This window comes from Polymorphobacter multimanifer (assembly GCF_014205635.1).
Lineage (GTDB): Bacteria > Pseudomonadota > Alphaproteobacteria > Sphingomonadales > Sphingomonadaceae > Sandarakinorhabdus > Sandarakinorhabdus multimanifer.
The window spans coordinates 196,963-221,099 of sequence record NZ_JACIIV010000001.1 but is presented as its reverse complement, the minus strand read 5'-3'; the positions used below and the strand labels follow the sequence as shown (position 1 = coordinate 221,099).

The window sequence follows — 24,137 nt, the reverse complement described above, 5'->3', positions numbered from 1 at the left end:
AATGTACTACGCCGGCAGCCGCACGCTGGCCATGGCCTGCGCTGCTATGCCCTCCGAGCGGCCAGTGAAGCCGAGCAGCTCGGTCGTGGTGGCCTTGATGCTGACCTGACCGGGATCGATCTTGAGGATTGCGGCGACACGGGCCTGCATCGCGGCGCGGTGCGGGCCGATTTTTGGGCGCTCGCAGATGAGGGTGAGATCGACGAAATCGATGGTGCCGCCGCGTGCGCGGACGAGGCTGGCGGCATGGGCGAGAAAGCGGTCGGAGGCTGCACCCTTCCATTGCGGATCGGAGGGGGGGAAATGATCGCCGATGTCTCCCGCCGCAATCGTGCCGAGGAGCGCATCGGTGAGCGCGTGGAGGCCGGCATCGGCATCGCTGTGGCCGATGAGGCCATGGCTGTGGGGGATGCGGACACCGGCCAGCCAGACATGGTCGCCAGGACCAAAGGCGTGGACATCGAAGCCGGACGCGGTGCGGGGGATGGAGCTGGTGGAGACTTGCATCATCTGGGCTCGGGCGAAATCCTGTGGGTCGGTGATCTTGAAGGCGCGTTCGTCGCCGGGGGTGATGGCGACGCGAAGCCCGGCGGCGAGGGCTATGCCGAGCTCGTCGGTCGCACCTTCGGGGGCGGCGCGGTGGGCGGCGAGCAGCGGGACGAAACGGAAGGCCTGCGGGGTCTGGACGCGCCACAGGGAGTCGCGATCGACGCTGGCGGTGAAATGGCCATGGCCGCGGCGCAGGCTGTCGATGACGGGCAGGGCCGGGACGGCGCCGTGGTTGGCGGGGTCTTCAAGGGCGGTGAACAGCGCATCGAGGAGCGTGCAGGGCACGAAGGCGCGGGCGGCATCATGGACGAGCACGAGATCGGGCGGGTCGGCGGCCAGGGCTTCGAGGCCGGCGCGGGCACTCGCCTGGCGGGTGGCGCCGCCGGCGATGGGGGGCGGCAGATCAAGCCCCTGCGTGGCGGCATCATAGTGCGCGCGGTCATCGGGGTTGATGATGACCTGGACCGAGGTGATGGCTTGGTGGGGGCGCAGATGCTCGATGGCGTGGCGGAGCAGCGGCACGCCGGCGACGAGCTGGTATTGCTTCGGCGATGCACCGCCGGCGCGGATGCCCTTGCCGGCAGCGACGATGAGGGCGGTGGCGCGCATCGTGGATGCTCTACGGCCTGCACGGTGAGGGGGGAAGCCCAACTTGCGTTCTGCCTAAAAATCAGGCAGGCGCGGGTGATGCTCAAGCCTGTTTCCATTGGACCGGTGACGATCGACGTGCCGGTGATCCTGGCGCCGATGACCGGCGTGACCGACATGCCGTTCCGGGTGCTGGTGAAGCGCTTCGGCGCCGGGCTGACGGTGACCGAGATGATTGCCAGCGAGGCGATGATCCGCGAGACGCGGCAGAGCCTGCAGAAGGCCGCCTGGGACCAGCGCGAGGAGCCGGTGAGCATGCAGCTTGCCGGCTGCGAGCCGGGGCGGATGGCCGAGGCTGCCAAGCTCAACGAGGGCCGCGGGGCGGCGATCATCGACATCAACATGGGCTGCCCGGTGAAGAAGGTTGTCAACGGCCATGCCGGATCGAGCCTGATGCGCGACCTGCCGCTGGCGGCGGCGCTCATCGAGGCGACGGTGAAGGCGGTGAAGGTGCCTGTCACGCTCAAGATGCGGATGGGATGGGACCATCAGAGCCTCAACGCGCCCGAGCTGGCGCGGATTGCCGAGGATTTGGGGGTGAAGCTGATCACCGTGCATGGGCGCACGCGCTGCCAGCTCTACACGGGGTCGGCCGACTGGGGTTTCGTGCGCAAGGTCAAGGATGCGGTGCGGCTGCCGGTGATCGTCAATGGCGACATCTGCTCGGTGGCCGATGCCGAGGCGGCACTGGCGCAATCGGGGGCGGATGGCGTGATGATCGGGCGCGGCGCCTATGGCCGGCCCTGGCTGATCGGGCAGGTGATGGCGGCGCTCACCGGGCGGCCGGTCCCGGCTGATCCGCCGCTGGCAGTGCAGCACGGCGTGGTGCGCGAGCATTATGCTATGATGATGGACCTTTACGGCCCGCAGGTCGGGGTGGGCGTGGCGCGCAAGCACCTTGGCTGGTATACAAAGGGGTTGTTCGACAGTGCTGTTTTCCGCCATGCCGTCAACCAGTTGAACGATCCGGTTGACGTGGTTTCGATGGTCGATCGATTTTACGAGGAACGCGTGCGGCTTGAACTGATGGCCGCTTGATGCCCGGCCGGGTGGTGCCGATGGCTGCAATTCCGGCGGATCTGCTTGTCGGGCTGGCGGTCCCGGTGATCATCATCAGCCCGGGCGGGGTGATTGCTCTCACCAATACCGCGGCGGAATCGCTGCTCAACACCAGCGGTCCGGCGCTTGCCGAGCGTGGCTGGGAGGCGGCGTTCGGCCGCGACCAGACGGTGCCGGCGCTGGTCTCGCGCGCGCGGCGCGATGACAGCGGGTTTGCGGCCTATGATGTGCTGCTGAACCCGGTCAACAGCCGGCCGCTGCGCGCCGATGTGCTGATAAGCCCGGTGACGGGGTTCGACGACTGGCTGAGCATCGCCTTCCAGACGCGCAGCGTGGCGCTGATGGTCGATCGCCAGGTGCAACAGAAGGGGGCGGCGCGCTCGGCGGAAGGCGTGGCGCAGATGCTGGCGCATGAAATCAAGAATCCGCTGTCGGGGATCAAGGGAGCGGCGCAGCTGCTGGCGGACGCCGGCACCGATGCCGCCGACCGGCGCGAGCTGACCGACCTGATCGTGACCGAGGTCGACCGGATTGCCAAGCTGGTCGATCGGATGGAGAGCTTCACCGACACGCGGCCGCTCAAGTTGCGGCCGCTCAACATCCATGAGCTTCTGGGCCATGTGCGGCGGGTGGCGGAACAGGGATTTGCGCAAGGCCTGCCGATCCAGGAGCGCTATGACCCGTCGCTTCCGATGGTCTCGGCCAACCGCGATGCCCTGGTTCAGGTGTTCATCAATCTTTTGAAGAATGGGGCCGAAGCCGTTGGCAAGAATGGCCAGCTGGGGATCACCACTGCGTATCGGCCCGGGCTGCGGGTAATGCCGGCAGAGGGTGGTCCGGCGGTGCAGTTGCCGCTCGAGGTGCGGATCATCGACAACGGCCCGGGGCTGTTGCCGTCGCTGGCCGACCATGTCTTCGAGCCGTTTGTGACCTCCAAGGCCGGGGGATCGGGGCTGGGGCTGGCGCTGGTGGCGAAGATCGTTGCCGACCATGGCGGCGTGATCGAATATGAGCGCAGCGGTGACCCCGAGCAGACGGTGTTCCGGGTGATGCTGCCGGTGGCGACAGAAACCGGCAGCGAGGGCAATCCATGACAGCAACCGTGATCGTGGCCGATGATGACGCCGCCATTCGGATCGTGGTGCGGCAGGGGCTGGTGCGCGCCGGTTACCAGGTGCTGCTCGCCGAAACCGCCGCGGCGCTGCGGGCGCTGGTGGCGGCGGGCAAGGGCGACATGGTGATAACCGATGTGATGCTGCCCGATGGCAATGGGCTGGAACTGATCCCCGCGCTGATTGCAATGCGGCCGGGGCTGCGGGTGGTGGTGATCTCGGCGCAGAACACGCTGTCGACCGCAGTGCGCGCGACCGAACAGGGTGCCTTCGATTACCTGCCCAAGCCCTTCGATTTGAACGAACTTGTGAAGACGGTGGGGGATGCGCTGGCGAGCAGCAGCCTCGATGCGAGCGACGCGCCGGGCGAACTGGGGAGCGGCGAGAGCCCGCTGGTGGGTCGTTCGCCGGCGATGCAGGAGGTGTATCGGCTGATCGCCCGGGTGGTGCCCAACGACCTGACGGTGATGGTGCTGGGCGAGAGCGGGACCGGCAAGGAGCTGGTGGCGCGCGCGATCCATGACCTGGGGCCGCGGCGGGCGGCGCCGTTCGTGGCGCTCAACATGGCGGCGATCCCGCGCGAGCTGATCGAGAGCGAGCTGTTCGGCCATGAGCGCGGCGCCTTCACCGGGGCGGCGTCGCGTGCTTCGGGCAAGTTCGAGCAGGCGCAGGGCGGCACGCTGTTTCTCGACGAGATCGGCGACATGCCGCTCGAGGCTCAGACACGGCTTCTGCGCGTACTGCAGACCGGCGAGTTCACAACGGTGGGCGGCACGCGCAGCCAGCGCGCCAATGTGCGGATCATCACCGCCACCAACCAGAATTTGCTGGCGCTGACCGAAGCCGGGCGGTTTCGCGAGGACCTTTATTACCGGCTCAACGTGGTGCCGCTCGAACTGCCGCCGCTGCGGGCACGCAAGGAGGATGTGCCGGTGCTGGCGCGGCACTTCCTGGCGCTTGCCGCCGAGGCCGGGCTGCCGCGCAAGATGCTCGATGCCGGGGCGCTCGCCGTGCTGCAGGCGCATGGCTGGCCGGGCAATGTGCGCGAGCTGGAGAATTTGATGCGCCGGCTCGCGGTGCTCGAGCGCGGGGACACGATCGGGGCGGCGGCGCTGACGGCGGTGCTGGGGCCGGCGGTGCGGGCGGCACCGCCGCCGGCCACGGGGGCGGACGATCTGGCCTCGGCGGCGGCGCAGCATATCGACCGCTACTTCGCCGGCTTCGGCAATGCCTTGCCGCCCGAGGGGGTTTATGACCGGCTGCTCGCCGAAGTGGAGCGGCCGTTGATCCGCGCGTGCCTGGCGGCGACCGAGGGCAACCAGCTGAAGGCGGCGCGGCTGCTGGGAATCAACCGCAACACGTTGCGGAAGAAACTCGGCGAACTGGGAATCGATGCGGTTCCACGGCGGAGTGTGTAGCTGCTGTCGCAGCCGCGCAACGACTGTGTTCCTTTTGCCACGATCATCGACTAGGTTGTGACTTGATGAGCGACGAACAGGCAAGGAGGGACAGGCGGCAGGCGCGTCGCTGGTGGCAGCAGCGGCGCAGCGTGCAGCGGCTGCTCGGCCGCGCGGATTTCTACCCGAGGCTCGAACTGCTGTCGCTCACCCTGACGATGGTGATCGGCTGGTCGAGCTATGCCTGGCTGACAGGCAGGGGGCTGCCGGCCAACGGCGCCTCGCCGCCGCTGGTGACGCTGCTGGTGGTGGCCAATCTGCTGCCGCTGATGGTGCTGGTGGTGCTGCTGGCACGGCGGGTGGCGCTGCTGCTCGCCAACCGCCGCAAGGGGCTGGCCGGCGCGCAATTGCATGTGCGGCTGGTGGCGCTGTTCGCCGGCATTGCCGCGGTGCCGACGGTGCTGGTGGTGATCTTCGCGTCGCTGCTGTTCCAGTTCGGGGTGCAGTTCTGGTTTTCCGACCGGGTGAAGACGATTCTCGAAGGCTCGAACCAGGTGGCGCAGGCCTATATCGAGGAGAACCGGCAGCGCGTTGCGGATGACATCGTTCCGATGAGCAGCGATGTGGCGAATTATGCGCGCGATTTCGGGCTTGGCACACCGTTGTTCGGCCAGGCGCTGCAGTTTCAGGTTTCGGCGAGAAACCTGTCGGAAGCGGCTGTTTTCAGTCGCCGGGCTGACAAGCTGATGCCGATCGCGCTCAATGGCCTCACCGGCGAGGCGCTGGTGACGCGGGTTGAGCGGATGCCGGCACCCACCGGGCCGGCGGGGCAGGCGGTGACGCTGGTGGCGCGCGGCGGCGACCGGATCGAGGCGCTGGTGGCGCTGACCGGGGTTGCCGACACCTATGTCTATGTATCGCGCAAGGTCGACCCGTCGGTGCTGGCGCGTGCCGACCGGGCGGCGGGGGCGCTGTTCGACTATCGCAACCTGATCGAGCGGTCGCGGGTGATGCAGCTTCGCTTCAACCTGGTGCTGATCGCCGTGTCGGTACTGACGCTGGCGGTGGCGATGTGGTTTGCGCTGTGGCTTGCCAACCGGCTGGTGACGCCGATCGCGCGGCTGGCGCTGGCGGCAGAGCGGGTCGGGGCAGGGGACCTTGATGCGCGAGTGCCGCCGGGCCGTGCCGGCGACGAGATTTCGACGCTGGCGCGTGCCTTCAACCGGATGACCGGCCAGCTCAAGACTCAGCAGGCGGCGCTGCTTGGCGCCAATTTGCAGCTGAACGAGCGACGGCTGTTCACCGAGGCGGTGCTGACCGGCGTCTCTGCCGGGGTGCTGTCGATCGACGCTGCCGGTGTGGTGCGCACCGCCAACCGCTCGGCGGCATCGCTGCTCGAAGTGCCGGCGGAGACGATGTCGGGCCAGCGGCTGGCGGCGCTGGTGCCCGAGCTGGCGGCGTGGCTCGATGCGGCGCGCGAAACGGGGCAGACTTCGGGGCAGATCAAGATTGCGCGCGGGACCGACACGCAGACGCTCTCGGTGCGGATTGCCGCCGATGGGGTTGCTTCATCCGGGCTGGTGCTGACCTTCGACGATATTTCGGCGCAGCTTGCCGACCAGCGCCGGGCAGCCTGGGCCGATGTGGCGCGGCGGATTGCGCATGAGATCAAGAACCCGCTGACGCCGATCCAGCTTGCCGCCGAACGGCTGCAGCGCAAGTTCGGCCGGCAGATCGTGGAGGACCGCGAGACCTTTGGTGCGCTGACCGGCATGATCGTGCGGCAGGTGGGCGACCTGCACCGGATGGTGAATGAATTTTCGGACTTTGCGCGGCTGCCGCGACCGGTGTTTGCTCTGGAGAGCATCGAGCCGGTGGTGCTCGATGCGGTGATGCTGCAGCAGGTAGCATTTCCGGCGATCGAGCTCGGCGTGGAGGCCGAGCCGGCCGAGCCGATCATGGCCGACCGTCAGCAGATGGCGCGGATGTTCACCAACCTCATCAAGAATGCCGGCGAAGCGGTGACGGCGCGGCTCGAACGCGACGAGGCGGCGGGGATCGACGGGCCGCCGGGGCGGATCACGCTCGCGATTGCCGACACGCCGACCGAGTTGACGATTGCGGTGACCGACAATGGCGTGGGCCTGCCGGCCGAGCGGCGCGATCAGCTGACCGAGCCCTATGTGACGACGCGCGCGCGCGGCACCGGGCTCGGGCTGGCGATCGTAAAGAAGATCATCGAGGACCATGGCGGCTCGCTCGACCTCGACGATGCGCCCGGTGGCGGTGCGACGGTGCGGGTGCGGCTGCCGCGGGCGGTCGCCGAGGCCGGCATGCCGGTGCGGGCGGCAGCGGAATGATGGGCATGACCCGGCAATCGACACCGGCAAAGGATGGCTATGGCGCTTGATATTCTGATCATCGACGATGAAGCCGATATCCGCGAGATGATCGCCGGTGTTCTCGAAGATGAAGGCTATGCCACGCGCAGTGCCGGCGACGGCGATGGCGCGCTGGCTGCGCTTGCCGAGCGGCGGCCGAGCCTGGTGGTGCTCGATGTGTGGCTGCAGGGATCGCGGCTCGACGGAATCGAGCTGCTCGACGAGATCAAGCGGCGCGATCCAGCACTTCCGGTGGTGGTGATCTCGGGCCATGGCAATATCGAGACCGCGGTCGCCGCCATCAAGCGCGGCGCCTATGACTTCATCGAGAAGCCGTTCCAGGCCGAGCAGCTGCTGCTGGTGGTGGGGCGCGCGACCGAGACCGAGCGGCTGAAGCGCGAGAATGAATCGCTGCGCGAGCGGGTGGGCTATGACAATGAGCTGACCGGCACCAGCGCGCAGATCAACACCGTGCGCGCCACGCTGAAGCGCGTGGCCGCGACCGGCTCGCGCGTGCTGATCACCGGGCCGGCCGGATCGGGCAAGGAGGTGGCGGCGCGGCTGCTCCACCAATGGTCGCCGCGCGAGCGTGCGCCGTTCGTGGTGGTGAGTGCGGCGCGGATGACACCCGAGCTCGTCGAGGAAGCGCTGTTCGGCGCCGAGGAGGGTGGGCATCTGGTGCGCGCCGGGCTCCTCGAACAGGCGCATGGCGGTACGCTGTTTCTTGATGATGTTGCCGACATGCCGATGCCGACGCAGGCCAAGATCCTTCGCGTGCTGACCGAGCAGATTTTCCAGCGCGTTGGCGGGGCGCGCTGGGTGAAGGTGGATGTGCGGGTGATCAGCGCCACCTCGCGTGACCTGACAGCCGAGATTTCCGCCGGGCGCTTTCGCGAGGACCTTTATTATCGGCTGAATGTGGTGCCGGTGAAGATGCCGCCGCTCACCGAGCGCCGCGAGGATGTGGCTGCACTCGTCACCTATTTCCTCGCGCGCTATGCGGCCGAGCGGCGGGTGAGCACGCCAGCGCTCACCGAGGATGCGATGGCGGCACTGCAGACCTATGACTGGCCGGGCAATGTGCGGCAGCTGCGCAATGTGGTCGAGCGGACGATTATCCTGGCGCCGGCAGAGCAGATCGGCACGATCGGCATCGACATGCTGCCGCCCGAGATCACAGCGGAGCCGGCGCGGCTGGTGCCGGGGCAGGCGGTGCGCTCGATCATGGGCACGCCGCTGCGCGAGGCGCGCGAGGCCTTCGAGCGCGAATATCTGCGGGCGCAGATCCGGCGGTTTTCAGGCAATATCTCGCGCACGGCGGCGTTCATCGGGATGGAACGCTCGGCACTGCACCGCAAGCTGAAGGCGCTCGGCCTGAGTGACGAGCCGGCCGAAGACGGCGACGGCGAGACGCCTTAATTTTGCGGGCGACCATTGAGATTCCGTACGGGCGCACTATCCTCTAGAAGCGGAACCGGGTGTCCGGAGACGCCAAGATCGCGGGGGTCGCAACCCGCCAAGAGAAAGAGCAAGATCATGGGCGCCAGCTATCATGGGTGACAGGGCCAACAACTTGCAGGATGTGTTCCTGAATGCCGTGCGGAAGACCAAGACGCCGGTGACGATGTTTCTGATCAATGGGGTCAAGCTGCAGGGCGTGATCACATGGTTCGACAATTTTTCGGTACTGTTGCGTCGGGATGGCCATTCGCAGCTTGTCTACAAGCACGCGATTTCGACCGTGATGCCGGCAGCGCCGCTGTCGCTGTTCGAAGGTGACAAGGATGAGGGTGACGAAGATTGACGCGTAACGAGGGTGTTGACGGCGAGGGGGCCGGTGGCCCGCCTGCCCATGCGTTCGACGAGCATCGCGGGATAAGGCTCGGCGCGCCCGCACTTGTGGTGCTGCCGCTGCGCGAGGAGCGCGGAAAGATCGTACTGCGGGCGCCCGAGGCGCGACTGGCGGAGGCGTGCGGGCTGGCCAGGGCGATTGCCCTCGAGGTCGTGCACAGCGAGATCGTGCGGCTGCGGAGTGCCAGCGCCAGCCATTTGTTCGGCAAGGGCCAGATCGAGCGGCTGGCGGCGGCGGCGGCGGCGCATGATGCCGAGCTGGTGGTGATCGACGGCGTCGTGTCGCCTATCCAGCAGCGAAACCTCGAGAAGGATCTGAAGGCCAAGGTGATCGACCGCACCGGGCTGATCCTCGAGATTTTCGGCGAGCGGGCGTCGACGCGCGAAGGCACGCTGCAGGTCGAGCTGGCGCATCTCCAGTATCAGGCGAGCCGGCTGGTGCGAAGCTGGACCCACCTCGAGCGGCAGCGCGGCGGCTTCGGCTTCATGGGCGGCCCTGGTGAAAGCCAGATCGAGATGGATCGGCGGCTGATCAAGGACCGCATCGTGCGGCTGAAGGACGAGCTGGAGGATGTGCGCCGCACGCGCGGGCTGCACCGGCGCCAGCGGCAGAAGGCGCCCTGGCCGGTGGTGGCGCTGGTGGGCTACACCAATGCCGGAAAATCCACGCTTTTCAATCGGATGACCGGTGCCGACGTGACCGCGGAGGATCTGCTGTTCGCGACGCTCGATCCGACGATGCGGTCGATCCGGCTTCCCGGCTATGACAAGGTTGTGCTGTCGGACACGGTGGGTTTCGTGTCCGACCTGCCGACGCAGCTGGTGGCGGCGTTCCGTGCGACGCTGGAAGAAGTGACCGAGGCCGATCTGATCGTGCATGTGCGCGACATTTCGCACCCGGATTCGGAAGCGCAGGCGGCTGATGTGGCGAAGGTGCTCGCCGATCTCGGCATGGACACCGACCGGCCGATGCTGACGGTGCTCAACAAGATCGACGCGCTGGAGCCTGAGGAAGCCGAGGCGGTGACCGCGCGGATCGGCGATGATGCGGTGGCGGTTTCGGCGCTGACGGGGCAGGGGGTGGATCAGCTCCGCGAGCAGATCGCCGTGCTGCTGCGCGCCGGCAGCCGGGTGCAGGTGATCCGGCTTTCGCATGGCGATGGGCGGCGGCTGGCGTGGCTGCACGAGCACGGCGAGGTTGTGGGCCGCACTGATGACGACGAGGTGACGACGCTCAAGGTGCGGCTTTCGGATGCCGACCATGCGCGGTTCGTGTCGATGGCTTAAGCGCGCTCGCGGCGCTTGATTTCGGTCCACAGGGCTTCCTGTTCGTCGAGCGACAGGGCGGCGAAGCCGGGGCCGGCCAGCGCTTCCATGGCGCGGAAGCGGCGCTCGAACTTGGCGTTTCCGGCGCGCAGCGCGGCTTCGGCGTCGATGCCCTGGTGGCGGAGCAGGTTGACGATGACGAACAGCAGGTCGCCGGCTTCCTCGAAGCGATGTTCGGGGGTTTCGGCGGTGTCGAATTCGGCCAGTTCTTCGTCGACCTTGGCACGGACGGGGTCGATGCTCGGCCAGTCGAAGCCGGGGCGGGCGGCGCGGGCCTGGAGCTTTTCGGCGCGGGCGAGAGCGGGCAGGGTCTTTGCGACGCCGTCGAGCGCCGAGACTGGCGCTTCGGCGGTGCCGGCGGCGGCGCGCTCGGCGGCCTTGATGGCCTCCCATTCGAGTTTTTGCGCGCCCGCATTTGCGGCGGCGGTGCCCGAGCCGAAGATGTGAGGGTGGCGGCGCTCCATTTTCTCGCACAATGTGGTGATGACATCGGCAAGGGTGAAATGCCCGGCTTCCTCGGCGATGCGGCTGTGGAAGATGACCTGGAACATCAGGTCGCCGAGTTCCTTCTTCAGCTCGGCCATGTCGCCGGAGTCGATCGCTTCGGCGACCTCATAGGCTTCCTCGATGGTATAGGGCGCGATGGTGGCGAAGCTTTGCGCCAGATCCCAGGGGCAGCCGGCCTCGGGATCACGCAGCCGGGCCATGATGGCGGTGAGCGGGTGAGACCGGCTGAAGCGTCCATGAACCGTAATCCTGATAATATAGATTATGTTTAATTTGATATGCTACAGCGCGATGGTGAGACCGTCGTGCGCGGGCCGGATGTGTGCCGGCAGTTCGGCGCAGAGCGTGGCATGGTCCATCGACTGGTCCATGTGGGTGAGCAATGCTGCTTCAGGCTGATAGTGCGCGATCCAGGCCAGCGTCGCATCGAGATGGCTGTGGGTGGGATGCGGCGCGCGGCGCAAAGCATCGACGACCCAGAGGTCGAGGCCGGTCAGCGCTGCGGTGGCGCGGTCGTCAAAGGCTTTGACGTCGGTCGAATAAGCGAGGCTCCTGCCGCCGGCATCGAAGCGCAGGCCGCTCGATTCGAGGTCGCCGTGGATTTGCGGGAATGGCGTGATGGCGATGCTGCCGATCGTGATAGCGCCTGTGAGCCGGTGCGCGGTGCAGCTTGCCGGATAGCCGGCTGCGCCTTCGAACACATAATCGAAGCGCTTGCCGATGACGGAAAAGGTTTCCGGGCTCGCCCAGACATCGACCGGGCGGCGCATTGCGTGGAAGACCTGGCGGAGATCGTCGATGCCGTGCGCATGGTCGGCATGATCATGGGTGATGAAGACGCCGTCGAGATGCGCGACCCCTGCCCCCAGCAGCTGCTCGCGCAGATCCGGCCCGGTATCGACGAGCAGGGTCGTCTCCTCATGCTCGACGAGGATCGAGACGCGGCGGCGGCGGTTCTTCGGATTGGCGGGATCGCAGAGGCCCCAGTCGCCATGTCCATCGGCGCCGCCGATGCGCGGAACGCCCGAGGAGGTGCCGCAACCGAGGATGGTGACGCGCATCAGGCGGCCGGCTGTGCCTTGCGGAACAACGTGAAGAAATTTTCCGTAGTCGTTGCGTGCAGGGCTTTTTCTTCGTCATTGCGCAGCCCGGCGAGGAAGCGTGCGGTGTGGGCGACAAAGGCTGGCTCGCAGGTCTTGCCGCGCATCGGCACGGGGGCGAGGAAGGGGGCGTCGGTTTCCACGAGCAGCCGGTTGGCGGGGATGGTGGCGGCGCTGGCCTGGAGGTCGCGGGCGTTCTTGAAGGTGACGATTCCCGAGATCGAGATGTAGAAGCCGAGCTCCAGGGCAGCTTCGGCAAAGGCCTGGGAGGCGGTGAAGCAGTGGATGACGCCGTGGAGCGTCCCCTCCCCCGCTTCGCGCAGCAGATCGAGCGTATCAGCCTCGGCATCGCGGGTGTGGACGATGATCGGCAGGCCGGTCGTGCGCGCCGCGGTGATATGGGCGCGGAAGCTGGCGCGTTGCCGCTCTCGGTCGGACTTGTCGTAATAATAGTCGAGCCCGGTCTCGCCGATGCCGATGACACGCGGGTGGGCGGCGGCGTCGACCAGCATTGCCGTATCGGTATCGGGGTGATGGTCTGCCTCATGGGGGTGGATGCCGATGGTGGCCCAGATGTCTGCATGTGCGTCGGCGAGGCCGATGACTTCATCCCATTCGTGGCGTTTCGTGGAAATGCCGAGGAAGCCGCCGATACCTGCTTCGCGGGCGCGGCCGAGGACACCCGACACATCTTCGCGCAAGCCCGGATAGTTGAGGTGGCAATGGCTGTCGATCAGCATCACACAGCCTCCAGCGCGAGGCGCGGGAAGACACCCTGGGGAGCCGGCAGCTGCGTACCGGCGGCAACTGCCGTGTCGAGCGCATTGAAATTGCGCGCTTCGGCGGCAACACCAAGCAGATCGAGGAGCTTGGCAGCGCTTTCCGGGATGAAGGGCTGCACGAGCATCACGATCCGCCGTGTGGCATCGAGCGTGGTGCCGAGCACCTGCGCCATCCGCGCAGGATCGGTCTTGGCGAGTGCCCAGGGGGCGCTGTCGGCGAAATAGCCATTGGCGGCGGTGACGAGCGCCATTGCTGCTTCGAGCGCACGGTGGAGCTGCAATGCGTTCATCGCGGCGAACCAGGCTTCAGTGAGGATGACGAAGCGCTCATGCAGTTCCGCCTCGGCGTCGCCGCCCTGCCCCGGCTCGGGCATCACGCCGCCGAGGTTCTTGGCGACCATGGCGAGAGCACGCTGCGCCAGATTGCCGATGCCGTTGGCAAGATCGGCATTCGTGCGCTCGACGATCGCTTCGTCCGAATAGCTGCCATCGTCGCCGAAAGCGATCTCGCGGCAGAGGAACCAGCGGAGACGGTCGACGCCGAAGCGTTCGGCCATCGCGGCAGGATCGACGACATTGCCGAGCGATTTCGACATCTTCTCGCCGCGGTTGAGCAGGAAGCCATGGCCGAACACCTGTTTAGGCAGGGCGAGCCCCGCCGAGAGCAGGAAGGCGGGCCAGTAGATGGCGTGAAAGCGCACGACATCCTTGCCGATGACATGCAGGTCCGCCGGCCACCATTCGCCATCGAGCCCGCCGGCGCCGGTGAGGTAATTCGCGAGTGCATCGACCCAGACGTACATGACATGGCCGGGGGAACCAGGCACCGGCACCCCCCAATCGAAGCTGGTGCGCGACATCGACAGATCTTGCAACCCGCCGGCAACAAAGCTGCGCATCTCATTGAGACGGCTGAGTGGCTGGACGAAATCGGGGTTGCTTTCGTAGAGCGCCAGCAGCTTGTCGCCATAGCCCGATAGCTTGAAGAACCAGCTTTCCTCGACGGTCCATTCGACGGGCGCGCCCTGGGGGGAAAGCTTAACCGGCCGGCCTTCGCTGTCTTCGGCCACGGTCAACTCGGTCTCGTCGAAATAGGCTTCGTCGCGGACCGAGTACCAGCCTTCATATTTGCCGAGATAGAGATCGCCATTGGCGGCCATCCGCTGCCAGAGAGCCTGGCAGAGCGCCTTGTGATCCTCGTCGGTGGTGCGGATGAAGCGATCGAAGCTGATGCCGAGCTGGCGATCGAGATCGATGAAGGGCTGCGAGGTGGCATCGACGTACTGGCGCGGCGTGGTGCCGGCGTTGCAGGCAGCCTGGGAGATTTTCAGGCCATGCTCGTCGGTGCCGGTGAGGAAGCGGACGTCGAAGCCATCGAGTCGCTTGAAGCGGGCGATGACGTCGGTGGTGATCGCCTCATAGGCGTGGCCCATGTGCGGCTTGCCATTGGGATAGGCGATGGCAGTGGTGAGGTAGAAGCGCTTCGACATGCGCGCCGCAATGCGGCAATCGCGGGATCAAGGCAAGTTAGCTCCCGAGGCGGGCAATTCGCCGCGCAATATCGTGCGATACCGTGAGAGGATCGAGCGTCAGCGGGCCGGCGCTGGCGGCAAGCGTGGTGGCGGCGTGCCAATCCTCGATCGTCTGCGCCAGCCTGGGGCCGGACTGGGTGCGCGCTGCTTCGGCGAGCAGCGTGGGGGCGCGGGACAGGAAAGCGGCGTAGCGGCCGGCGGCGGTCTTGCCGGCGAGGCTGCGGGCGAGGGCCAGCGCGGCGGCCTCGGCCTCGGCGACGGGCAGCTGGGCCAGTTGCATCATCGAGGCTTCCAGCGCCGCGACGCCGGGCTCGGCCATGGCGAGGGCGCGGCCGGGAGCGCCGCCGGCCATGCGGACGAGCGCGTCGCGATCGGACTCGTCGAGACCATCGGCAATGTCATCGAGCACGCGCGCGACTTCAGCATCGGCGAGCGGCTTCATGCGCAGCAGCCGGCAACGCGAGCGGATGGTGGGGAGCAGGCGGCCGGGCGCATGACTGACGAGAAGAAAGATCGTCTGCGCAGGCGGCTCCTCAAGATGCTTGAGCAAGCTGTTGGCAGCGTTGAGGTTCATCTCGTCGGCGCTGTCGACGAGGACGACGCGCCAGGCGGCCAGCGAGGGGGTCTGCGCGAGCACCGCCTGCATGGCGCGCACCTCGTCGACGCGGATGACAGTGCGCAGCTTGCCCTTGTCGTCGCTGGTGCGGACGAGGCGGCGGAAATCAGGGTGGCTGCCTTCGCGGACGAAGTTGGCGGCCTGGCTGGCCGCAGCGGCACTAAACCCCCTGCCCTCGGGCGCGCCGGCGAGCAGCCAGATGGCGGCGGCTTCGGCGAAGCTGGCCTTGCCGATGCCGGGGGGACCCGTGAGCAGCCAGCCGTGGTGCGGGCGGCCGCTGGCGACAGCTTGCTTGAAGGCCGCTGTGGCGGCTTCGTGGCCGATCAGCTCCAAGTCCAGCTCTCGGCAGCGTCACGAATCCGGCGGCCCACATCGGCAATGGTGCCGCTGGCATCGATGGCGACACAGCGCCAGGGCTCGGCTGCGGGGAGAGCGGCGAAGAACGCCTCGACGCGGCCGTGGAAGCCGGCGTCATGCGCCTCGAAGCGGGTTTCCGCCTTGCCGGCGCGGCTGCGGGTTGCGGCGCGGGCGAGGCCCTGCTCCACCGGGAGCCCGAGCACCAGCGTGAGATCGGGCCAGAGGTTGCGCGTCACCTGTGCGTGCATCGCTGTGAGCGCAGCATCGTCGAGGCCCTTGCCGGCGCCCTGATAGGCGCGGGTCGAATCGATGTAGCGATCGCACAGCACCCAAGCGCCGCGACGGAGTGCCGGGCGGATGACGCGCGTCACATGCTCGGCGCGCGCGGCGTTGACGAGGCAGGCTTCGGACCAGGGCAGCCAGCGGCCGGGATCGCCCGACACGAGGAGGCTGCGGATCGCCTCCGCACCTTCGGTGCCGCCGGGCTCGCGGGTGAGCACCACTTCATGGCCGGCGAGGGTGAGCGCCTCGGCGAGCCGATGCGCCTGGGTGGATTTTCCACACCCCTCCCCGCCTTCGAAGCTGATGAAGCGGCCGTTCTCGCCACCCGCACTCACGCCCTCCTCGATCATGTTCCGACAAGGCCCTTCAGCCAGTTCCAGCCGCGCAGCAGCGGTCCGGCTTCCTCGACGGCGACACCGGCGACGAGCGGCAGCCGCGTTTCGCCGCGGCCGGGGACGCTGACGATGAGCGTTGCCAGCTTCTGGCCCTTGGCAACGGGCGCCACCACCGGCTTGTCGAGCACCATGCGCCGTGTCTGGTTGCCGGCCGAACCCTTTGGAACGACGATGAAAAGATCGCGCGGCGCCACCAGCGGCACCATTGTTTCGGCACCGCCATCGACGGGGGCGGTGCCGGCGCTGGCACCGGCCTTGAGCACCGGCATCTTCGAGAAGCCGGTGAAGCCCCAGCTGATGAAATCGACCGCGGCGGAGGTGCGCTGGCTCATCGAATTGAGGCCGGCGACGACCATCACCAGCCGTCGGTCCCCCTGCAGCGCGGAGCCGGTGAAGCCATAGCCGGCTTCCTCGGTGTGGCCGGTCTTGAGACCATCGGCGCCGGTGACGCGGCCGAGCAGCGGGTTGCGGTTGGGCTGGGTGATGGCCTTGCCGTCTCCCAGCGTCTTGCCCCAGGTGAAGCTGGGGCGGCCATAATAGCGCTTGTAGAAATCGGGATGGCCCTTGATCGTCGCCTCGGCGATGGTGGTGAGATCGCGCGCGGTCACGAATTCATTGGGGTCGGGCCAACCGTTGGTGTTGGCGAAGCGCGAGCCCTTGAGGCCGAGTTTGCGGGCCTTGTCGTTCATCAGTTCGACAAAGGCGACTTCCGAGCCGGCAAGACCTTCGGCGAGGACGACACAGGCATCGTTGCCCGACAGCGTGACGATGCCGTTGAGCAGATCATCGACGGTAACCTCTTCATTCGCCGAGAGAAACATGGTGGAGCCCTGGCTGTGCCACTTGCGCCAGGTTTCGGGGCGGACGGTGATCTTCTGGTCGAGCTTCGCTTCGCCGCTGCGAATGAGATCGAAGGCGACGAGGACGGTCATCATCTTGCCCATCGAGGCGGGGGGCATCCTGGCGTCGGCATCCTTCGCGTAAAGGATGGTGTTGGTGGAGATATCCTTGAGAAAGGCGCGCGGTGCGGGGGTCGTGAAGCCGGTGGTCAGATCCTGCGCCGCAATCGGCGTTGCTGCGATGAGCGAGGAAAGAGCTATAACTGTCTGGAAACGCACGGTCACTGGGTCTTCTCCGAATCAGGGTCTGGCGGCGCGTCTCAGGGGTTCACGAGCCTTGCATCGGCATAGCCAGCGCTGCGCACATTGGCCAGTGCGGTGTTGGCGGCGGCTTCGTCGGCGAAAGGACCAAGCCGGACGCGGGTGAGGCCCGAGGGGCCCGGCTGGGTGACGACGGGGCCATAGCTCGACAGGAAGCCCTTGAGCCAGGCGATCCGGCCGGGCTCGGACAGGGCCGCGACCTGCACGTAGCGGCTCCCGAGGGGTGCCGAAGGGACAAATGAGGGTGGTGGAGGGGCAGCCGGGGGTGCTGCGCCGGCTCCGCCGGGAAGCGCCACGGTGGTGACCGGCGGGTCGATGACCGCGGCTGTCTGGACCGGTGGGGCAGATATGGGAGCTGGGGCGGGAGCGGCCGCGAACACCGGGCCCGGGGTCATGGCCGGGAAGACGCGCCGCACGCGGACCTTTGCCAGCCCGACACGATCGACGCCGAGGAGTTGCGCCGAGCGGCGGCTGAGGTCGATGATCCGGCCATCGACAAAGGGGCCGCGGTCGTTAATGCGCACCACCAGCTTGCGGCCATTGTCGAGGTTCTCGACCTCGACCCAGCTCGGCATCGGCAGGGTCTTGTGGGCGCCGGTCACATCGTCCTGATCATAGACTTCGCCATTGGCGGTGGCGAGGGCGTGGAAGCCGGGGCCGTACCAGCTGGCGATGCCGCGCTCGTCGTAATTGCGGTCGTCGGCGGGATAATAGGTCTTGCCGAAGACGACATAGGGCTTGCCGATCTTGACGGCACCGGTGGCTGCAGCCGGGGCGCGCGAGGGTGCGGGCGGCTTCTTGCTGGAAGCGCAGCCGGCGACCGCCAGCATCGCCGCCACCGCCAATGCACCTTCAGCGAGGGGTTGCCAGCGCATCGCCGAGGAGCGCAACCGAGAGCGCGTAGAAGTTGGAGCAATTGTAGTTCATGAGCGCCCGGTAGCTGGCGGTGACGAGATAGGCACCCTGCCCCGGCCCATCGGGTTCGACAAGCGTGAGCGGTGCATCGGGCAGCGGGCTGGCAGCGGTGATGCCGCGCGCGGTCCATTCGGCGGCCGAGAGCGGCAACGAGTGGCGCTCGAGCGGGCGGACGCAGGTGGTGGGCCTGACGGGATTGCGGACGCTCTCGCGGTCGAAGCTGTCGGGGACGGTGACGGGCAGGCCCCAGGGCACGCCGGGCTGCCAGCCGTTCTCGCGGAGATAATTGGCGATCGAGGCGAGGGTGTCGGGTTCGGATCCCCAGATGTCCGCCCGGCCGTCGCCGTCGCCGTCGCGGGCATAGGCGAGGTAGGAGCTGGGCAGGAACTGCGGCTGGCCCATGGCGCCGGCCCAGCTGCCCTTCAATTGGCCGGGGGTGGCGAGGCCGCGCTCGACGATGGTGATGGCAGCGTCGAGCTCCTTGGTGAAGAGTGCTGCGCGGCGGCCGTCCCAGGCGAGGGTGGCGAGGCTGCGCGGCACGTCGAAATTGCCGGTGAAGCTGCCATAGTTGGATTCCATGCCCCAGATGCCGAGCAAGATCGGGCCGGGCACGCCATACTGCGCCTCGATGCCGGCAAGGCGGGACGACATGCGTTCGGCGGCTTTCTGCCCGGCGGTGATGCGGACGGAATCGAGCCGGCGAGCGAGATAGCTGTCGAAGCGCGCCGGCGCCGAGGCGATGGCGCTCTCATCAGCCTGGTTGCGATCGAGGCTGACCACGCGGTCGTTGGCAGTGACACCGCCGAGAACAGCATCGAGAGTTGCGGGGCTGACACCGCGCGCGGTGGCGGTGGCGCGATATTCGGCGAGCCACGCCGTGAAATCGGGCTTTGCAGGTTGTGCGAACGCCGAGGTGCCGAGCACAGCGGCAGCGATTGCCAGGCTGGGGAGGGAAACACGCTTCATGCCACGGATGTGCCACAAGCGGCGGATGGTCGGAAGGCGGGAGGTCTGCATTTGTTGTGGATGAACCGCCGGCTCTTGCCTCCCGCTGAACAGAACGGCATGACGTGCGGCGTCCGGAAGGGTGGCCGAGTGGTCTATGGCAACGGTCTTGAAAACCGTCGTGGGGGAAACCTCACCGTGGGTTCGAATCCCACCCCTTCCGCCACTTCGGAACAAAGCTGGGCACTGCGCCCGGCAGCGTTCCCGAGCCGCCTGCGGCGGCAAGTGTCCGCAACAGGTCGGACTTTGATCCCATGATGCGAACTTCGCCGTCATTGACCTCGACGCGCTGCGCCAGCGCGCGAAGATGGTCGCGGCGGTAGCCGCCGCCGTCGAGGCGCATCCGCTGGCGCGCGGTCTGTGCGAACTTGGCGAGCATCGGCGCGGTGATCGCCTTCTGACCCGCGCTTTCGAGCATGGCGGACGCGCGGTCGGCATCGACGCGCGACTGGTCGCGGATGGCCTTGAGGCTGGCGATGCGGTCCTTCAGGTCGGGGTCGTCCAGATCGGCGACGCCGCTCTCGATGGCGTCGTAAAGGCGCTTGAGGCGAAGGTCGGTTTCGGTTGCGCGCTTGTTCAGCTCGGCGATGTGGGCATGGCGACGCTCGGTGCGCTCCTGCCGCCGGTCGAGGACCGTCGCCAGCACCTCCTCCAGCCGCGCTGGGTCAAGCAACCGATCCTCAAGATGCCCGGCGACCAGTGCGTCCAGCTTCTCCATCGGGACGGTCATGCCGTTGCAAGCGGTCGGACCCTGCCGGGCTTTGGTCGAGCAGGTGTAGTAGCGATAGCGCCCGCCCTTGCCGGTGCGGATGGTCATGGCTCCACCGCACTTGGCGCAATGGATCAATCCGGTCAGTAGTGTGGGACCGCCCACGACTTGCGGTGGCGTCACCTTCGGGTTGCGGGCTTTCATGCGCGCCTGCACGGTGTCGAACGTCGCTTGATCGATAATCGGCGGCACGGCGACTGAGATAACCTCCTTGTCGGGCTTGTTGTCCCCGTTCTTCGTTCGACGGTTGAACTCGTGGCGACCGATATAGGTTTTGCGCGTCAGCATCCGATGGACCGTGCCGATCCCCCAGCGCCCGCCGTCGCGGGTAAAGATACTGCGTTCGTTCAGGTGCTTGGTGATGGTTTTGACGCCCATCGGGCCGGTCGTGCCGTCGCCCTCCAGCGCGAGCCGGAACGCCAGCCGCACGGTGTCTGCGTGCAGCGGGTCGATCTCCAGCTTCTTCTTGATCTTCGCCCCGCGCTGTTCGGCGGCGACGACACGGTAGCCGATCGGCGGGAGCGAGCCGTTCCAGAACCCTTGCCGCGCATTCTCCTTCAACGCGCGAAGGACGTGCTTGGCGTTCTCCTTGGATTGATACTCGTCGAACAGCGCCATGATCTGGCGCATCATGACGTGCATCGGGTCGTCGCCCATCTCCTGGGTGATCGACAACAGGCGGATGCCGTTCTTCGCCAGCTTGCGGACGTAGAACTCCAGCTCGAAGTGATCGCGGAAGAAGCGGCTGAACGAGTGGACCACCACCACCTCGAACGGCGCGGGCTTGGTCGTCCCGGCCTCGATCATCCGCTGAAATTCGGGGCGGCGGTCATTGGTAGCGGACGCGCCCGCGTCCACGAACGTCTCAACGAGCTGGTAGCCGCGCGCGACGCAATAGGCTTCGCCCTGCTTACGCTGGTCGGGGATGGACACATCATGCTCGGCCTGCCGCGCGGTCGAGACGCGCAGATAAAGGGCGGCGCGTAGCGGCACGGTCATGACGGCAAACTCTTCACATCATCGGCACGGCCCAAACATCTCGTCGAACAGGTCGCCAAACCACGCCTCGAATACCTCCACCTCGGCCTGGGTGACCGGCACGCGATCGGGCCAGTCATCGGTGACGGTCCACGCCTCCACGTCGTGCTTCGGCGGACGGCCCGGAAACGGCCACGGCTTCCCAAGCAGCCGTTCAAGCTGCTCGGAAGCGGTGGGCGGATGCGGGCGCGAGACTCGGGGCATTGCGCCAGAATCGCCGAACCAACGCGCTGAAAGAATAGCGTTTCTCTACGCTTGACTACGCTTCGTGCCGTAGCGCGTAGATACTTGCGCACGGCGGCTGGCGGCGGAACTGATGTAAGGTCCGTGGTCACGCCGCTTCCTTGCGCGAGGGCCGGATCAGCACCTCGGCGGAAATCCCCAGCCGGTCATGCAGGCGGCGGATCATGTCGATCGACAGGCCACGCTTGCGGTTGAACACCTCGGCGATCCGGGTGCGTGTGCCGATGATGTCCTCCAAATCCTTGCGGGTCATGCCCTGCTGCTCCATCCGGAACTTGATCGCTTCGATCGGATCGGGCGCATCCATCGCATGGTGCTTGGCCTCATAGACGTCGATCAGCGTGGCCAGCACGTCGAGCCGGTCGCCCTTTGGCGTGCCGCTCCTCGCGCCCCACAGCGTCGCGACTTCTTCCATCGCCGCGTCATAATCCGCTTCGGTGCGGATCGGCTTCACGTCAGTCGCCATGGTCAACCTCCTTCACGTCGATCCGGTCGTAGTCCTTGTGGGTGCCGATCCACTTGATCCAGACGATGGCCTTCTCGAAATCTACCGCAACGACAAGTCGATAGTCGTTGCCCTTGATGTTGAAGACGATCCGGTCGGCGCTGACGATGCTGGCGGTGGCATAGAGCCGCTTCACATCGGCGGTGCTGGTCCAGGCCGCCTTGCTCACTTCCGCGAACCATGAATCGAGCGCCGCTTTCAGAGCGGGCTGGTCCTTGTGACCGGCACGTTCCGCGATGTACTCGCGCAAGGTGCGCCGCGATATGATCCGCATATCAGCCTTCCTATCACGCGCCCATATTGGGCGCAACAATTATGGGATGCTAGATCCCCAGCCCTCGGCTCCTGCCAAACGTCCACTCGATGCCGCCGCCGGGCATGGGGATACCGTCAACCTGCTGGCCGAGACGTTTGGCGAGCGTGTCGTTCCACGGCACGAGCTGGAACCCCAAGCCATTGTCGATCATGGCGAACCGCCCGCTGGTGAGCTGGGCCTGGCCGACGAGCTTTCCCGAGACATGATCGCCGCTCGCGGTGGGCTGCCAGTCGAGACCGCGTTCGGCTGCGAACTTCTTGCCCGAGCGATTGACCTCGGCCTGCTCAAGTTGCGTGATCAGGTCGGTCGGCGCGCGAAACTTGCCGCCGCCAAGATCGCGGACATAGCCCATGTCGGCGAGCGTCTGCTTGCGAGCGTCCCAGGCCTTGCGCACGTCGCCGCCGAAGCCGGTGTGAGGCATGGTCTCGTGCCCGCTGCCCAGCATGGTTCGGTCGAGCCAGGTCGCCCCGTCATGGCGCACCTGCCGGTCGAGTGGCAGGTGGGATAGCTCGTCGATGCGCGGGTCGTTGCCGAACCGCTGGCGATCATAGGCGAGGCCGCGTTCGGGTAAGTCGGCAGGTATGGTCCAGTGTTCGGCATGGACGCGCTCGACGATCCCCGCGCGGCGCAGGGCTTCAAGCCTGCGGACGTGCGACTGGACATGACGCGCATGGTCGATCCGGGGCATGGTCTCGCGCACAGATTCCAAGTGAGCCGAAGGCCGGTAGATGCCTTGAGCGTCGGTGTGTTGCAGGATGTTATCATCGGCGATGCGCGGAACGCTCGGCGGCGGCTCCACTGCGACGATGCTGCCGCGTCCGATGTCCTCGGCACTGGTCGCTGGAACCTCAAGGTGATGGACGCGCCCGTCCACGCCGTCGATGGTGAGGCCCATACGTTCGCCCAGCTCGTCACCGCCCAGACCTTTGGCGACAACGCGCCCGACGATCCGCTCGGTCGGTGCGGCGCGGTGGACGGTGTAGCCCGCATACGCCCGCTGCTCCGCGACCCCCTCGCGCTCCAGCGCCTGGTGCATCGTCTTGATGATGTCGCCGCGCATGCCCAGCTCGCGAAGCATCGGCTCGGCGCGGGCCGATATCGTCCAGACGCCCGGCGTATGCTCGGTTGCCAGCCCCATACGCTCCAGCTTGCGGGCGCGGTCGATCAGCAGTGCCCGGTTCTGCCGGGCGGTTTCGAGCATGTCCTTGTCAGGACGGAGGTCGGAAAACTCGTCGCGCTCCTGCGAAGCGATCAGCATACGGTCGAGCCGGGTGAAGCGTTCGGCGTCCACCTCGCGCTCGAGCTGGCGACTGACCTCCTGCTCGGTCTGACGGCCCAGCTCCAGCGTGACGATCTCGCTCGCCCGTTCCCGGACGCCGTGAGCGATGTAATCCCCGGCGATGTTGAGCATCTTGCCGTCGTCGGTGACGCCGCGCATCAGGATGTGAGTATGCGGGTGGCCGGTATTGTGATGATCGACCGCGATCCAGTCGAGCTTCGTTCCCAGGTCGGCCTCCATCGCCGTCATCAGGTCGCGAGTGGTCGAGCGAAGGTCGGACAGCTCCAACCCCTCCTCGGCGGAGACGATGAAGCGGAACTGGTGGCGATCCTCGCGGCCCCGGTCGAGGAAGGCTGGGCCATCGGCCACGTCCCGCTCGGCGGAGTAGACCTGACCCTTGTCGCCGTCGCGGGTCACGCCGTCGCGCTCCAGATAGCGCAGGTGCGCGTCCACCGCTTTGCCGCTGACGAACTGCCGCCCGCGTGCGGCACCGCGCTGCGGATTGAGCTTCACCACACGGGCCTTCACCGCCACCCGGCGCGAGCGGGTGCGGACGCCGCTCCCGTCCCGGCTCCACCCGTTCCGGCCCTTCAATCCCGCCGCGATCTGAGCGCCCCGCCCGCGCGCGTTGAATCGCCCGCTTCCCTTCCCCGTACCGGCCAGACTGTTGGGGTTGCCGCCCGCCCGGCGGATCGCCTGATGCACCTCGCCGATGAAGGTCTTGGGACGCTGCCGCACCGTCCTCGGCAAACGGGTCGCCACCCGGTCGCGAACCTTGCCGGGACGGATACGGAATCGGTCGTCATCGTTCGCCATGACGTGACGATTGAGGGTCGGAGTCAGCCGCGCAAGACAGTAAATCGGGGCGTAGGGCCGTGGCGTAGAAATACAGACGCACGGCGGGAAACGGCGGGACTGGACTTCGCGCACATCGTCGATGGTGCATGTCGAAACATTGATAACAAACGAGAAAATGGCATGAATGCCACCCACGCACCTCGCGGACGGTGCCG

The 24,137-nt window shown here is 66.9% G+C and carries 21 protein-coding genes, 1 tRNA gene and 1 pseudogene; 8 read left to right on the top strand and 15 right to left on the bottom strand.

Annotated features, from left to right (window positions below; translation table 11 throughout):
* Positions 1 to 6: 6 nt before the first annotated feature.
* Complete coding sequence (locus FHS79_RS00990) at positions 7 to 1,158, bottom strand: bifunctional 2-C-methyl-D-erythritol 4-phosphate cytidylyltransferase/2-C-methyl-D-erythritol 2,4-cyclodiphosphate synthase (protein ID WP_184193959.1); 1,152 nt, start codon at positions 1,156 to 1,158, stop codon at positions 7 to 9.
* 78 nt (positions 1,159 to 1,236) lie between these two features.
* Between FHS79_RS00990 and dusB the strand changes: the two genes are divergently transcribed.
* The 7 genes and pseudogenes from dusB to hflX all read left to right on the top strand — a co-directional run bounded on the left by dusB (position 1,237) and on the right by hflX (position 10,284).
* Positions 1,237 to 2,235 (top strand): tRNA dihydrouridine synthase DusB, encoded by a 999-nt coding sequence (dusB, locus tag FHS79_RS00985; protein WP_184193954.1) that lies wholly within the window; start codon positions 1,237 to 1,239, stop codon positions 2,233 to 2,235.
* A 20-nt stretch (positions 2,236 to 2,255) separates the two neighbouring features.
* Complete coding sequence (locus FHS79_RS00980; protein ID WP_188946451.1) at positions 2,256 to 3,350, top strand: two-component system sensor histidine kinase NtrB; 1,095 nt, start codon at positions 2,256 to 2,258, stop codon at positions 3,348 to 3,350.
* Positions 3,347 to 4,786: a nitrogen regulation protein NR(I) gene (gene ntrC, locus FHS79_RS00975; RefSeq protein ID WP_184193947.1), complete on the top strand. Its 1,440-nt coding sequence runs from the start codon at positions 3,347 to 3,349 to the stop codon at positions 4,784 to 4,786. Before FHS79_RS00980 ends, ntrC begins: the two co-directional genes overlap by 4 nt.
* A gap of 65 nt (positions 4,787 to 4,851) precedes the next feature.
* Positions 4,852 to 7,125, top strand: a complete 2,274-nt coding sequence (locus FHS79_RS00970) for a sensor histidine kinase NtrY-like (protein WP_184193944.1) — start codon at positions 4,852 to 4,854, stop codon at positions 7,123 to 7,125.
* 39 nt (positions 7,126 to 7,164) lie between these two features.
* The gene (gene ntrX / locus FHS79_RS00965; protein WP_184193941.1) at positions 7,165 to 8,565 is read left to right on the top strand and encodes a nitrogen assimilation response regulator NtrX; all 1,401 of its coding nucleotides are present in this window, start codon (positions 7,165 to 7,167) and stop codon (positions 8,563 to 8,565) included.
* Between the two features lie 133 nt (positions 8,566 to 8,698).
* Positions 8,699 to 8,944: pseudogene (gene hfq, locus FHS79_RS00960) on the top strand (RNA chaperone Hfq); the annotation flags it as partial.
* A 2-nt stretch (positions 8,945 to 8,946) separates the two neighbouring features.
* Entirely contained in the window at positions 8,947 to 10,284 is a 1,338-nt protein-coding gene (gene hflX / locus FHS79_RS00955; RefSeq protein ID WP_207792164.1) for a GTPase HflX, read from the top strand.
* Here hflX and mazG read toward each other — a convergent pair.
* Genes mazG through FHS79_RS00910 form a run of 9 tightly spaced genes read right to left on the bottom strand, consistent with a single transcriptional unit; the run spans position 10,281 to position 18,935 of the window.
* Positions 10,281 to 11,078: a nucleoside triphosphate pyrophosphohydrolase gene (gene mazG / locus FHS79_RS00950; RefSeq protein WP_274603678.1), complete on the bottom strand. Its 798-nt coding sequence runs from the start codon at positions 11,076 to 11,078 to the stop codon at positions 10,281 to 10,283. The genes hflX and mazG overlap by 4 nt on opposite strands.
* Positions 11,079 to 11,111: 33 nt before the next feature.
* Entirely contained in the window at positions 11,112 to 11,891 is a 780-nt protein-coding gene (locus FHS79_RS00945; RefSeq protein WP_184193934.1) for an MBL fold metallo-hydrolase, read from the bottom strand.
* The gene (locus tag FHS79_RS00940; RefSeq protein WP_184193932.1) at positions 11,891 to 12,670 is read right to left on the bottom strand and encodes a TatD family hydrolase; all 780 of its coding nucleotides are present in this window, start codon (positions 12,668 to 12,670) and stop codon (positions 11,891 to 11,893) included. The genes FHS79_RS00945 and FHS79_RS00940 overlap by 1 nt, the downstream gene beginning before the upstream one ends.
* On the bottom strand, positions 12,670 to 14,202 hold the full coding sequence (metG, locus tag FHS79_RS00935; protein WP_184193929.1) for a methionine--tRNA ligase: 1,533 nt from the start codon (positions 14,200 to 14,202) through the stop codon (positions 12,670 to 12,672). Before metG ends, FHS79_RS00940 begins: the two co-directional genes overlap by 1 nt.
* A gap of 37 nt (positions 14,203 to 14,239) precedes the next feature.
* Positions 14,240 to 15,193, bottom strand: a complete 954-nt coding sequence (locus FHS79_RS00930) for a DNA polymerase III subunit delta' (protein ID WP_184193926.1) — start codon at positions 15,191 to 15,193, stop codon at positions 14,240 to 14,242.
* Positions 15,184 to 15,849: a dTMP kinase gene (gene tmk / locus FHS79_RS00925; protein WP_184193923.1), complete on the bottom strand. Its 666-nt coding sequence runs from the start codon at positions 15,847 to 15,849 to the stop codon at positions 15,184 to 15,186. Before tmk ends, FHS79_RS00930 begins: the two co-directional genes overlap by 10 nt.
* Positions 15,846 to 17,018, bottom strand: a complete 1,173-nt coding sequence (locus FHS79_RS00920; RefSeq protein WP_243453425.1) for a D-alanyl-D-alanine carboxypeptidase family protein — start codon at positions 17,016 to 17,018, stop codon at positions 15,846 to 15,848. The genes tmk and FHS79_RS00920 overlap by 4 nt, the downstream gene beginning before the upstream one ends.
* 35 nt (positions 17,019 to 17,053) lie before the next feature.
* The gene (locus FHS79_RS00915; RefSeq protein ID WP_184193920.1) at positions 17,054 to 17,929 is read right to left on the bottom strand and encodes a septal ring lytic transglycosylase RlpA family protein; all 876 of its coding nucleotides are present in this window, start codon (positions 17,927 to 17,929) and stop codon (positions 17,054 to 17,056) included.
* Entirely contained in the window at positions 17,907 to 18,935 is a 1,029-nt protein-coding gene (locus FHS79_RS00910; RefSeq protein ID WP_184193917.1) for a lytic murein transglycosylase, read from the bottom strand. Before FHS79_RS00910 ends, FHS79_RS00915 begins: the two co-directional genes overlap by 23 nt.
* Positions 18,936 to 19,050: 115 nt before the next feature.
* Here FHS79_RS00910 and FHS79_RS00905 point away from each other — a divergent pair.
* Positions 19,051 to 19,140 (top strand) — tRNA-Ser (locus tag FHS79_RS00905).
* On the opposite strand, the gene FHS79_RS00900 is transcribed toward FHS79_RS00905, so the two are convergent.
* The 5 genes from FHS79_RS00900 to FHS79_RS00880 all read right to left on the bottom strand — a co-directional run bounded on the left by FHS79_RS00900 (position 19,108) and on the right by FHS79_RS00880 (position 23,940).
* Positions 19,108 to 20,742 carry a recombinase family protein gene (locus FHS79_RS00900; protein ID WP_184193914.1) on the bottom strand — a complete coding sequence of 545 codons (1,635 nt, stop codon included), beginning with the start codon at positions 20,740 to 20,742 and terminating at the stop codon, positions 19,108 to 19,110. The two genes, FHS79_RS00905 and FHS79_RS00900, sit on opposite strands and share 33 nt — an antisense overlap.
* Positions 20,743 to 20,760: 18 nt before the next feature.
* Positions 20,761 to 20,985, bottom strand: a complete 225-nt coding sequence (locus FHS79_RS00895; protein WP_184194117.1) for a hypothetical protein — start codon at positions 20,983 to 20,985, stop codon at positions 20,761 to 20,763.
* Between the two features lie 127 nt (positions 20,986 to 21,112).
* Positions 21,113 to 21,478 carry a helix-turn-helix domain-containing protein gene (locus FHS79_RS00890; RefSeq protein ID WP_243453424.1) on the bottom strand — a complete coding sequence of 122 codons (366 nt, stop codon included), beginning with the start codon at positions 21,476 to 21,478 and terminating at the stop codon, positions 21,113 to 21,115.
* Position 21,479: 1 nt separating this feature from the next.
* A complete protein-coding gene (locus FHS79_RS00885; protein WP_184193908.1) occupies positions 21,480 to 21,803 on the bottom strand; it encodes a type II toxin-antitoxin system HigB family toxin in 324 nt (107 codons plus the stop codon).
* A gap of 49 nt (positions 21,804 to 21,852) precedes the next feature.
* Positions 21,853 to 23,940: a DUF3363 domain-containing protein gene (locus FHS79_RS00880; RefSeq protein WP_184193905.1), complete on the bottom strand. Its 2,088-nt coding sequence runs from the start codon at positions 23,938 to 23,940 to the stop codon at positions 21,853 to 21,855.
* Between the last annotated feature and the right edge of the window lie 197 nt (positions 23,941 to 24,137).